This window comes from Thermus sp. (genome assembly GCF_039793865.1).
Taxonomy (GTDB): Bacteria; Deinococcota; Deinococci; order Deinococcales; family Thermaceae; genus Thermus.
The window spans coordinates 1-8,827 of sequence record NZ_JBAMMI010000026.1 but is presented as its reverse complement, the minus strand read 5'-3'; the positions used below and the strand labels follow the sequence as shown (position 1 = coordinate 8,827).

Here is an 8,827-nt window from a genome sequence, read left to right as displayed (position 1 = left end):
CGGGTGTGGTTTCCATCCCAAAATCCTAAGGCCAAGAAAGAGGGGTGCGGAATGTTGGCCTTAAGGTCTACGAGGCCCTTTCCGAAAGGCTTAAGGACCCCGAGGTCTTCCCCTTGCGGGTGGGCTTTGGCTCGGGGCGGCTCGCCCTGCGCCTCGCCCTCCTCCTCCCCGAGGACCACCCCGAGGGCGAGGAGCCCAAGACCCGCAAGACCGCGGGGGCCCGCCTCCCCCGGGACGGCTATCCCCTGGGCTGGATGGTGGGAAGGCTGGAGCCCCTCTGAAGGGGGTAGGGGTGGGGGCATCGGCGCTGGCCCCTCTGGCCTTGGGGTGGGTGGCCTATGGGCTCATGAAGCATGGGCATGAGCGGCTGAAGTTGAGCTTCCACCGATGCCGACGGAGACTCATCGCGGGTAAGCTGAGCCCTCTGTTATCGGTGCGGGTGGAGGCCGCGTAAGTCCAGCGAGATAGAATCGGGGAGGCATGGGGGGGCCGGGGCTTTGGGAGAGGGGGTTCGGGCGGAATGTCGGCCCCCGGCCCAACCGCTACGACTTCCTGGCCTTTCTGGCGGTGGCGGCCCTCCTCGCCGCCTTCCTTAGGGCCTCGAGGGAAGCCGCGGGGTCCTTGAGCCCCGAGCCCATCTCCCTGAACCCCTGGCACCTCCCCGAATACGCCCTCAGGACGGGCTTCCGCATGGGGCTTGCCCTCCTCTTCTCCACCCTCTTCACCCTGGTCTACGCCCCCCTCGCCGCCAAGACCCGGCTTGAGCCCTTCCTCGTGGCCCTTTTGGACATCCTGCAGTCGGTGCCCATCCTGGGCTTCCTCGCGGCCAGCGTGGGGGCCCTCGCCTCCCTCTTCCCCGGCAGGGCCCTGGGGTACGAGCTCGCGGCGGTCTTCGCCGTCTTCACCTCCCAGGCCTGGAACATGGCCTTCAGCTTCTACCAGTCCCTGAAGACCCTGCCCCGCGAGCTGGACGAGGCGGCGAGGCTCTACCGCCTGAGGTCCCTCCACCGCTTCCTCCGCCTGGAGCTTCCCTTCGCCCTCCCGGGTTTGGTGTGGAACGCCATGATGTCCATGTCGGGGGGCTGGTTCTTCGTGGTGGCCTCGGAGGCCATCAGCGTGGGCAAGACGGAGGTGGACCTCCCCGGGGTGGGCTCCTACCTGGCCCGGGCCCTGCAGGCGGGCGACCTTCACGCCGTGGGCTACGCCACCTTGGCCATGCTCCTCACCATCCTCCTCTACGACCAGCTCTTCTTCCGCCCCCTGGTGGCCTGGAGCGAGCGCTTCAAGTACGAGGAGCGCCCCGGGGAGGCCCCGGCGAGGAGCTGGGCTTTGGACCTCCTGCGGCGCACCCGGGCGGCGCGGGCCCTGGGGGAGACCCTGGCCGAGGCCCTCCTGCGCCGGGCGGTGGCCTTTGGGGGGGTGGGGGGAGGGGGCCTGGGCTTCCCCCGCCTCCTCCTTCCCGCCCTCCTCCTCCCCCTCCTCTACGGGGCCTACGGCCTCTTCCACGCCCTCCTCGCCCTGGGCCCGGGGGAGTGGCTTAGGGCGCTCGGCCTTGGGCTACTCACCCTCCTAAGGGTCCTCGGGATCCTGGCCCTCGCCGCCCTGGTCTGGGTGCCCGTGGGCGTGGCCCTGGGAGGGAGGCCCGCCCTGGCGGTTCGGGCGCAGGCCCTCCTCCAGTTCCTCGCCGCCTTCCCCGCCAACCTCCTCTACCCCTTGGCCGCCTACCTCCTCCTCCGCTACCGGCTTTCCCTCGAGGTCTTCTCCGCCTTCCTCATGGCCCTCGGCACCCAGTGGTACCTCCTCTTCAACGTGGTGGCGGGGGCCACGGCCCTGCCGGAAGACCTCAAGGAGGCCGCCCGGGCCTACCGCCTTAAAGGGCTTCTCCTCTGGCGGCAGCTCCTTCTCCCCGGGGTCTTCCCCTACCTGGTCACGGGGCTCGTCACGGCGAGCGGCGGTACCTGGAACGCCTCCATCGTGGCCGAGGTGGTGTCCTGGCACGGCCGGACCCTGGAGGCCACGGGCCTTGGGGCCTACATCGCCAAGGCCACGGAGGCGGGGGACGGGGGGAGGCTTCTTCTCGGCATCCTGGCGATGAGCGGGTTCGTGCTCCTCCTGAACCGCTTTCTCTGGCGCAGGCTCTACCGCCTCGCCGAGGAGCGGTTCCGGCTTTAGGGAGTGGGGCGTGGTCCTCTTGGAGGCGAGGAACGTGGGCAAGAGCTTCCGGGCCGGGGACGGGGCGCACCCGGTCCTCGCCGGGGTGAACCTGGAGGTGCGCGAGGGGGAGATCGTGGCCCTTTTGGGGCGCTCGGGGGGCGGGAAGAGCACCCTCCTGAGGATCCTCGCCGGCCTCGTCCCCCCAAACGAGGGGGAGGTGCGCTTCAAGGGGAGGCGGGTGGAGGGCCCGGTGGAGGGGATGGCCATGGTCTTCCAGAGCTTCGCCCTCTTCCCCTGGCTCACGGTGCTGGAGAACGTGGCCCTGGGCCTCGAGGCCCGGGGCCTCCCCAAGGCGGAGCGGGAGCGGAAGGCCCGGGAGGCCATCGCCCTGGTGGGCCTGGAGGGCTTTGAGGGGGCCCTTCCCAAGGAGCTCTCCGGGGGGATGCGCCAGCGGGTGGGGTTCGCCCGGGCCTTAGTGGTGGAGCCCGAGATCCTCTTCATGGACGAGCCCTTCTCCGCCTTGGACCCCCTCACCGCCGAGGGCCTGAGGGAGGACCTCCTGGACCTCTGGGAGGCGGGGAGGCTCGGGACCAAGGCCATCCTCCTCGTCACCCACAACATGGAGGAGGCGGTGGCCCTGGCGGACCGGGCCCTGGTCCTGCAGGGGAGCCCGGCCCGCATCGCCGCCGAGGTGCGGGTGCCCCTGCGCCACCCCCGGGACCCTCGGGACCCCCGCTTTCTCGCCCTCACTGACCGCCTCTACGCCGAACTCACCCACCGCGAGGAGGTGGAGCGTCGGGTGGAGGAGGTGGCCTACCGCCTCCCCGAGGCCCCGGTGGGGGCGATGCTCGCCCTGGTGGAGACCCTGGGGCGGCTTGGGGGCCGGGCGGACCTGCCGGTGCTGGCGGAGGAGGAGGGGTTGGGGGTGGACGAGCTACTGCCCCTCCTCGAGGCCCTGGAGCTTTTGGGCTTCGCCCGGGTGGCCGAGGGGGACGTGGAGCTCACCCCTTCCGGCCTGGCCCTGGCCGAGGCCGACCTTCCCCGGCAGAGGGAGATCTTCGCCGAGCATCTCCTGCGCCACGTCCCCCTGGTGGCCGAACTGCACCAGGAGGTCCTGGCCCGGAGGGTCCGGGAGGAGGAGGTGCTGGAGAGGCTGGAGGCCCGCCTTCCCCAGGAGGAGGCCAGGCGGGTGTGGCGGAGGCTTCTGGAGTGGGGCCGCTTCGCCGGGCTTCTCGCCTACGACGAGCGGGCGAGGCTCCTCTACCCTCCCGCCGAGGTGGAAGGGGCCTAGGGAGGCGGGGCGTAGGGGGCGAGGAGCTCGTTTTTCCGCACGAAGGCCTCCATGAAGCGGCCCAAAAGCTCCATCTGGCTTCGGTGGGCCTTTAGGGCCTGGAGCTTGGCTTGCTCCTCCTCCGGGGTGAGGTCAAGCCTCCGCCAGGGGAGGTGGCGTCCCCGGGGCGGGGGCTCCAGGGGAAGGCCCGGGTGGAAGCCCTTGGGCAGGGGCCACTCCAGGCCCCCGTGGACCACGTAAAAGTAGAGCCGGTCCAGGGCCCCCATCTCCCCGAGGAGCCTTAGGGCCATGTACCCCGTGGCCCGGTGGTCGGGGTGGGCGTCCTCGGGGGCGGGGGCCAGGACCAGGGTGGGGGCGGCCTCCTTCAGGACCCGGCGAAGGTCCTCCTCCCAGGCCTCCCCGGTGTAGGGGGCGCCGGGGGAGAGGGTGCCTTCGTAGGCCACCCCGGAAAGCCCCGTGGCCCGGGAGCGGTAGGGGGTGTAGAAGTGCTCCAGGAACATGGGGAGGAGGCCCCGGTCGGGGTAGCCGAGGAAGTAGAGGTGGCCCTCCGGCACCCCCAGGGTCCGGGCCGCCGCTTTGGCCTCCTTCTCCCGGGCCAGGGCCAGGGCCTGGAGGTCCTTGGGGGTTGGCCTCAAGGTCCGGTGGAGGAGGGCGGCGTCCCACTGGAACCCGTCCCCCAGGGTCATCCAGGCCAGGTAGACCTGGCCTCCCCCTTGGAGGACCTTCTGGATGAGCCCGGCGCAGCAGAGGCTCTCGTCGTCGGGGTGGGGGGCGAGGACGAGAAGGCGCGTCCCCGGCGGGGGAGAGAAGGCGGGCAGGGAGGCCACCCGGGAGCGGTAGTAGAGAGCGTAGGCCTGCTGGGTGATCCAGGGGGCGTTGATGGCCAAAAAGAGGCCGATCCCGATTAGGAGGGCGAGCCACCCCAGCCTCACGGCCCCATCCTACCCAAGCAGGCCCGCACCCTGGCGCCCCCCAGGGGGCTTTCCTCGGCCCGGGCGAAGCCCCCGTGGGCCTCGGCCACCCGCCGCACCAGGGGGAGGCCGAGGCCGCTTCCCCCACCCGGGGCGAGCCTCTGGAAGGGCCGGAAGACCGCCTCCCGGGCGGATTCGGGGATGCCCGGGCCGTCGTCGTCCACCAGGAGGCAGGGGCCCTCCAGCCGCACCGCCACCCGGCTTCTCGCGTGCCGGAAGGCGTTTTCCAGGAGGTTCCGCACCAGCGCCCGGAGGAGGTCGGGGTCGCCCTGGTAGGGGAGGGTGGGGGGGAGGTGGAGCTCTAGGACCTTGCCCTCCCGGGGCAGGTCCTCCAGGGCCTCCAGCACCAGGGCCACCAGGTCCAAGGGCTCGCGCCTGAGAGGGGCTTCGGCCCGGGCCAGGAGGAGGAGCCGCTCGGCCAGGGCTTTGAGGTGCAGGGCCGCCTCCAGGGCCCGCTCCAGGGGGCGGCGGAGAGGGGGGTCGGCCTCCAGGGCCTGCTCCAGCCTGCCGATGAGGACGGTGAGGGGGGTGCGGAGCTCGTGGGCGGCGTGGCGGACGAAGGACCTTTCCGCCTCAAGAAGCCTCTCCAGGGCCTCCAGGAGGAGGTTCTGGGCCCGGGCCAGGCGGCCCACCTCGTCCATCCGCCCGGGTTCGGGGAGGCGGGCCTTGGGGTCGGGGGCCTGGGCGAGCTCCAGGGCCCTTCGGGCCATGCGGTCCAGGGGGGCGAGGGCCCTTCCCGCGAGGAGGTAGCCCAGGAGGAAGGCGAGGGCCAAGGCCCCGGAGAAGGCGAGGAGGAGGACCCGTTCCATCCGGTCCATGGCCCGGTCTGCCCACTCGGAGGAGCGGGCCGCCACCAGAGCAAAGCCCCCTTCCTCCAGGGCGCAGTAGCGCACCTCCTCGTGGCTGAAGCACCCGGGCCGGAGGGTGGGGGGCGGGGGGAAAGGGGGGCCCTCCGCCGCCACCACCTGCCCCCCCGCCACCAGGAAGAGGGCCAGGTCCCGGGGGAAGCTTTCGGGCTCCTGTTCCAGCCTAAGGTGCCCGTCCTCCTCGTTCACCAGGGGGCGGGCGAGGAGGAGGGCGTCCCTTAGGGTGGCGTCCAGGGCCCCGTAGAGGGTGCCCTTCAAGGCGTAGCGCAGGAAGAGGCCTAGCCCCGCAAGGACCAGGCCCAGGAGGAGGGCGTAGAAGAGGGCGAGGCGGAGGCGGAGGCTCATCCCAAGAAGGCGTACCCGAGGCCCCGCTCGGTGCGGATGGCGTCCTCAGAGAGCTTTTTCCTAAGGCGGTGCACGTAGACGTCCACGGCCTTGGGGTCCACCCCCTCCTCCCCGGCCCAGACCTTCTCCAGGAGGACCTCCCTCGGGTAGTGCCCCCCGGCGTTTAGGGCGAGGAAGGCGAGGAGGGCGAACTCCCGGCCGGAAAGCCGCACCTCCTTCCCCTCCCAGAAGGCCCGGCGGGCCTCGAGGTCCAGGGCGAGCCTCCCCCGCACCACCAGGTTCCTGGCCTCCCCGTGGGCCCGGCGGAGGAGGGCCCGCACCCGGGCCCGGAGCTCCCTGAGGTGGAAGGGCTTCACCAGGTAGTCGTCCGCCCCGCCCTCCAGGCCCTCCACCCGGTCCTCCACCTCCCCCCGGGCGGTGAGCATGAGCACGGGGAGCTTGGAGGCTTCCCTTAGGCGCCTTAGGAGGGCGAACCCGTCCATCCCGGGGAGCATCACGTCCAGGATGGCGAGGTCGTAGGGGAAGGCCTCGAGGAGGCCCAGGCCCTCCTCGGCGCTTTTCGCCCAGTCCACGGCGTAGCCCTCGGCCTCGAGGGTCTCCTTCACCAGCTCCCCCACCCGGGGGTCATCCTCCACCAGGAGAAGCCGCATCCTTCCCAAGGATAAGGCGGAGGCCCAGGAACCAGGCCAGGGTGAGGGCCCAGCCCGCCAGGACGTCCGAGGGGTAGTGCACCTGGAGGTAGAGCCGGGAGAGGGCCACCCCGAAAGCCCAGGGAAGCCCGAGGAGCAGGACGAGGCGCGAGGCCTTGGGGTTCTCCTGCAGTAGCCAGGAAAGCCCAAGCACCAGGGCCAGGCTCGCCATGGCGTGGCCCGAGGGGAAGCTGAAATCGTGCTCCGGGGTGAGCTGGGGGAAGAGGTGGGGGCGGGGCCGGGCGAGGAGGTGCTTGCCGAGGAGGTTCAGGGCCTCGCTTCCCCCGAGGACGAGGAGGAACCGGGGCCAGGAAAGCCCTCTCCTAAAGGCCCAGAGAAGCACCCCGCCCGTGGCCAAGGCCATGGCGGGCAGGGAGGCGCTTAAGGTGAGGAGGCGGGCGAGGCCGTCCAGGAAGGGGGAGCGCAGGGCGTGGAACCCGGCGAGGAGCGCCCGGTCCCAGGGAAACCCCTCGCGCCGGTACACGTCCTCGGCGAGCTCGGCGAAGACGGCGAGGGCGAGGAAGAGCGCCCCGTAAAGCGCGGCCGGCTTCAGCCAAGCGGAGTAAGGAGAGGGCCTGGAGGCCATGGGCTACCTTCCGGCAGGCCCGGTGCCGAGGAGGGCTCCGGTCTTGGCGTCCAGGATGGCCTGGCGCGCGCCGATGTCTACCCTTAGGACCGGGCGGCCCCGCCACACCTGGTAGGCCACCTCGGCCGGGGCTTCCCCGGTGCCCAGGGCCTTTTGCGCCCGGGCCACCGCCTCCTTGAGCGGGATGCCCGGGGGCGTCCTGAGCCAGGCCCGCGTCCCGAGGGCCCGCTCCTTTAGGGGCTTCTGGCCCAAGACCTTCCCGCTTTCCCCGTCCACGTACACCTGGACCAGGTGGGCTCCCCGGGCCAGGTCCACCGCGTACACCGGGCGGCCCTCCCGCCAGGAGAGGCTGATCTCCTCGGGCGGGGTGGGGCTTCTCAGGTGGGCCTGGGCCGCCCTGGCCGCCTCCAGAAAGCCGAGCCTGGGTAGCGCCTGGCCCCAGGCGAGGCCCAGGGCGAGAAGGGGGGTGAGGAGCTTCCACGTGCGCATAGCTTCTCCTTTGGTAAAGTAGGGGCCCCGGGTGCCTTCCCCGGGGCCCGGGCCTTCGCTACTCGCCCGCCTCCTCGGCGCCGCCCTCCTCGTGCTCCGCGCCGCCCTCTTCGTGCTCGGCGCCGTAGGCCTCCTTATGGAGCACCTGGCCGGTGCCCGCGTCCACCTTCACCTCCTGCCCGGCCAGGACCACCTCCCACACCAGGTAGCCGTTCTCGTTCCCCAGGGCCACCCGGGTGGGCTTCTCGCTGGTGCCGAGGTAGGCCTGGGCCGCCTTCACCGCCTGGTCGGGGGTCACCTTGGCCAGGGCCTGGTAGGCCTGGGCCTCCGTGGCCTCGTTCCCCTCTGCTTCCTGGACGGGGATGGAGCCCTGGTAGCTCGGGCTCTGGTTTCCCGCCCCCTTGCCCATCTGGGCCAGGGCCAGAACGCCTAGGGCCATCGCGCCGATGCCGGTAAGGATCTCCTTCCTCATGGCTTCCTCCTTTGCTCCCAGGGGCCTTTCCCCTAGGGCGCCCTTAGGGTAGGGGAGCGGGGTTACACGGGGGTAAACGGGGCTTCCACCCTGGGAGGGCCCTCAGCGGTTCCGGCTTGAGCGCACCTTGCGGAGCCGCTTCGGCGCCACGTGGTCCCTGGGGATGACGCTGATGGTCCCGTCCACCTCCAGGACCGCCGCCAACACGTCCTTAAGGTTCATGAGGCCGTGCTCCCGGAGGGCGGCCATGAGCTCCTCCAGGTCCACCCCCTCCCGGGCCAGGTGCTCGGGGATCACCTTCCCCTCGTGGACGAGGAGGGTGGGTTCCCCGAGGGCCTTCCTCCTCAGGGGGCTTCGGGAGATGAGGCGGTCTAGGAGAAGGAGAAGGGCGGCCCCCAGAAGCCCCCCCACCAGGCTGTTGTCGGGACCGATCATGGCGTTCTGCACCACGTTGGAGAGGAGGAGGAGGGTGAGGAGGTCCACCGGGCTCATCTGGCCCAGGAGCTTTTTCCCGCTCAGGCGGAGAAGGAAGAGGAGGGCGAGGTAGACCGCCGCCACCCTGAAGGCGGTGAAGAGGACGGTGAGGGGGTCCCCCAGGGCCTCGCGGAGATGGGCTTCCATGGCACCACTTTAGGGCAAGGCCGGGACCCTCTTGGGCCCCGGCCCTTGGGGAAGGGGGTTTAGGGCCTACGCCCCTTCCCGCCCATGGCCCCGCCGTGGTCCTCCGACTTCCCGCCCTTTCCTCCGTGCTCTTCCTCGTGCTCCTCCCCCTTGGCCTTTTCCTGGTTAGGGGCTGTCGTAAAAGGGTGGTATCCTTAAGGGGTGACTCTTAGACGATCTTACCCCAGCGACCTCAGCGATGCGGAGTGGGCCCTCCTGGAACCCCTCATCCCCGCCCCTAAGCCCGGCGGCCGCCCCGCCAAGGTGCCGAGGAGGGAAATAATGAACGCCATCCAGAAGGTGT

At 71.2% G+C, this 8,827-nt stretch carries 10 protein-coding genes and 2 pseudogenes; 5 read left to right on the top strand and 7 right to left on the bottom strand.

Translation table 11 applies throughout. The features are described 5' to 3' along the window. Positions 1–59 precede the first annotated feature (59 nt). The 4 genes and pseudogenes from ABJK26_RS02605 to ABJK26_RS02590 form a co-directional block, all read left to right on the top strand. Positions 60–281, top strand: a pseudogene (locus ABJK26_RS02605) (type III-A CRISPR-associated RAMP protein Csm5); the annotation flags it as partial. Positions 282–307: 26 nt separating this feature from the next. Further along, positions 308–454: pseudogene (locus ABJK26_RS02600) on the top strand (IS701 family transposase); the annotation flags it as partial. 26 nt (positions 455–480) lie between these two features. Further along, entirely contained in the window at positions 481–2,172 is a 1,692-nt protein-coding gene (locus ABJK26_RS02595; protein WP_347240665.1) for an ABC transporter permease subunit, read from the top strand. A 10-nt stretch (positions 2,173–2,182) separates the two neighbouring features. Next, positions 2,183–3,445, top strand: coding sequence for a nitrate/sulfonate/bicarbonate ABC transporter ATP-binding protein (locus ABJK26_RS02590; RefSeq protein ID WP_347240664.1), 1,263 nt, complete (start codon positions 2,183–2,185; stop codon positions 3,443–3,445). Here ABJK26_RS02590 and ABJK26_RS02585 read toward each other — a convergent pair. The 7 genes from ABJK26_RS02585 to ABJK26_RS02555 form a co-directional block, all read right to left on the bottom strand. After that, the gene (locus ABJK26_RS02585) at positions 3,442–4,377 is read right to left on the bottom strand and encodes a PIG-L deacetylase family protein (protein ID WP_347240663.1); all 936 of its coding nucleotides are present in this window, start codon (positions 4,375–4,377) and stop codon (positions 3,442–3,444) included. The two genes, ABJK26_RS02590 and ABJK26_RS02585, sit on opposite strands and share 4 nt — an antisense overlap. After that, entirely contained in the window at positions 4,374–5,627 is a 1,254-nt protein-coding gene (locus ABJK26_RS02580) for a HAMP domain-containing sensor histidine kinase (RefSeq protein ID WP_347240662.1), read from the bottom strand. Before ABJK26_RS02580 ends, ABJK26_RS02585 begins: the two co-directional genes overlap by 4 nt. Then, positions 5,624–6,277: a response regulator transcription factor gene (locus ABJK26_RS02575; protein WP_347240661.1), complete on the bottom strand. Its 654-nt coding sequence runs from the start codon at positions 6,275–6,277 to the stop codon at positions 5,624–5,626. The genes ABJK26_RS02580 and ABJK26_RS02575 overlap by 4 nt, the downstream gene beginning before the upstream one ends. After that, positions 6,252–6,902 (bottom strand): phosphatase PAP2 family protein, encoded by a 651-nt coding sequence (locus tag ABJK26_RS02570; RefSeq protein ID WP_347240660.1) that lies wholly within the window; start codon positions 6,900–6,902, stop codon positions 6,252–6,254. Before ABJK26_RS02570 ends, ABJK26_RS02575 begins: the two co-directional genes overlap by 26 nt. Before the next feature lie 3 nt (positions 6,903–6,905). After that, positions 6,906–7,391, bottom strand: coding sequence for a PepSY domain-containing protein (locus ABJK26_RS02565; RefSeq protein WP_347240659.1), 486 nt, complete (start codon positions 7,389–7,391; stop codon positions 6,906–6,908). A 58-nt stretch (positions 7,392–7,449) separates the two neighbouring features. After that, a complete protein-coding gene (locus ABJK26_RS02560; RefSeq protein WP_347240658.1) occupies positions 7,450–7,863 on the bottom strand; it encodes a PepSY domain-containing protein in 414 nt (137 codons plus the stop codon). Positions 7,864–7,965: 102 nt separating this feature from the next. After that, entirely contained in the window at positions 7,966–8,484 is a 519-nt protein-coding gene (locus ABJK26_RS02555) for a YetF domain-containing protein (RefSeq protein WP_347240657.1), read from the bottom strand. A 201-nt stretch (positions 8,485–8,685) separates the two neighbouring features. Between ABJK26_RS02555 and ABJK26_RS02550 the strand changes: the two genes are divergently transcribed. Continuing rightward, the coding region (locus ABJK26_RS02550) for a transposase (protein WP_347240666.1) at positions 8,686–8,827 on the top strand (142 nt) is incomplete at its 3' end.

Coding starts and splice junctions, on each gene's coding strand:
- ABJK26_RS02560 (WP_347240658.1), bottom strand. CDS start 7,863: ATGAGGAAGGAGATCCTTACCGGCATCGGCGCGATGGCCCTAGGCGTT.
- ABJK26_RS02595 (WP_347240665.1), top strand. CDS start 481: ATGGGGGGGCCGGGGCTTTGGGAGAGGGGGTTCGGGCGGAATGTCGGC.
- ABJK26_RS02570 (WP_347240660.1), bottom strand. CDS start 6,902: ATGGCCTCCAGGCCCTCTCCTTACTCCGCTTGGCTGAAGCCGGCCGCG.
- ABJK26_RS02580 (WP_347240662.1), bottom strand. CDS start 5,627: ATGAGCCTCCGCCTCCGCCTCGCCCTCTTCTACGCCCTCCTCCTGGGC.
- ABJK26_RS02575 (WP_347240661.1), bottom strand. CDS start 6,277: ATGCGGCTTCTCCTGGTGGAGGATGACCCCCGGGTGGGGGAGCTGGTG.
- ABJK26_RS02555 (WP_347240657.1), bottom strand. CDS start 8,484: ATGGAAGCCCATCTCCGCGAGGCCCTGGGGGACCCCCTCACCGTCCTC.
- ABJK26_RS02565 (WP_347240659.1), bottom strand. CDS start 7,391: ATGCGCACGTGGAAGCTCCTCACCCCCCTTCTCGCCCTGGGCCTCGCC.